Origin of the sequence: Haloferax sp. KTX1 (genome assembly GCF_902410085.1) — an archaeon.
GTDB classification, from domain to species: Archaea; Halobacteriota; Halobacteria; order Halobacteriales; family Haloferacaceae; genus Haloferax; species Haloferax massiliensis.
Genome location: NZ_CABPRH010000189.1, coordinates 1 through 446 on the forward strand (window position 1 = coordinate 1; position 446 = coordinate 446).

At 50.9% G+C, this 446-nt stretch carries 1 protein-coding gene; it reads right to left on the reverse strand.

The annotated features are described in order from the left end of the window. Window positions 1-446, reverse strand: a 446-nt coding sequence (locus FY251_RS22760; protein ID WP_187367489.1) for a hypothetical protein, incomplete at both ends; no start/stop codon positions are given.

The window sequence follows — 446 nt, forward strand, 5'->3', positions numbered from 1 at the left end:
GGGTTGTTTCGATATCATTTTCTAGTCTGTTGCTCAGGACCTCTCGGGACGACGAACTACTGCTCCCGCCAAGGCGATTAGCCTCCACGTCGATATAGTCTTGATCCATGGCCACCACGATTTCATCTTCTCCTGCTACTGCGTGCGTCCGTAGCTTCTCTTTTAACCCGTTCCAGTTGTCTCTTCGGAAGAATTCAGCGCTGTCCGGATCGAGGTTTTTAGATTCGATTGCTGGGTCCTTGAGCGTCCGTCCGTTGATTTCTACCTCAGTGTTCGCTTTCGCATCGATGTCGCTACTAGAGCCACCTCTCTCACTGTTGACGTTCTTGAACGCATCACTGTTCTCGACACCGTCGGCAATGTCCTGACTGTACTCATCCGCGATATCATCCGAAGAGAGGTCTTTTTCGAGTTCGATATCGCCATCGCCGGCATCGATATTAGAC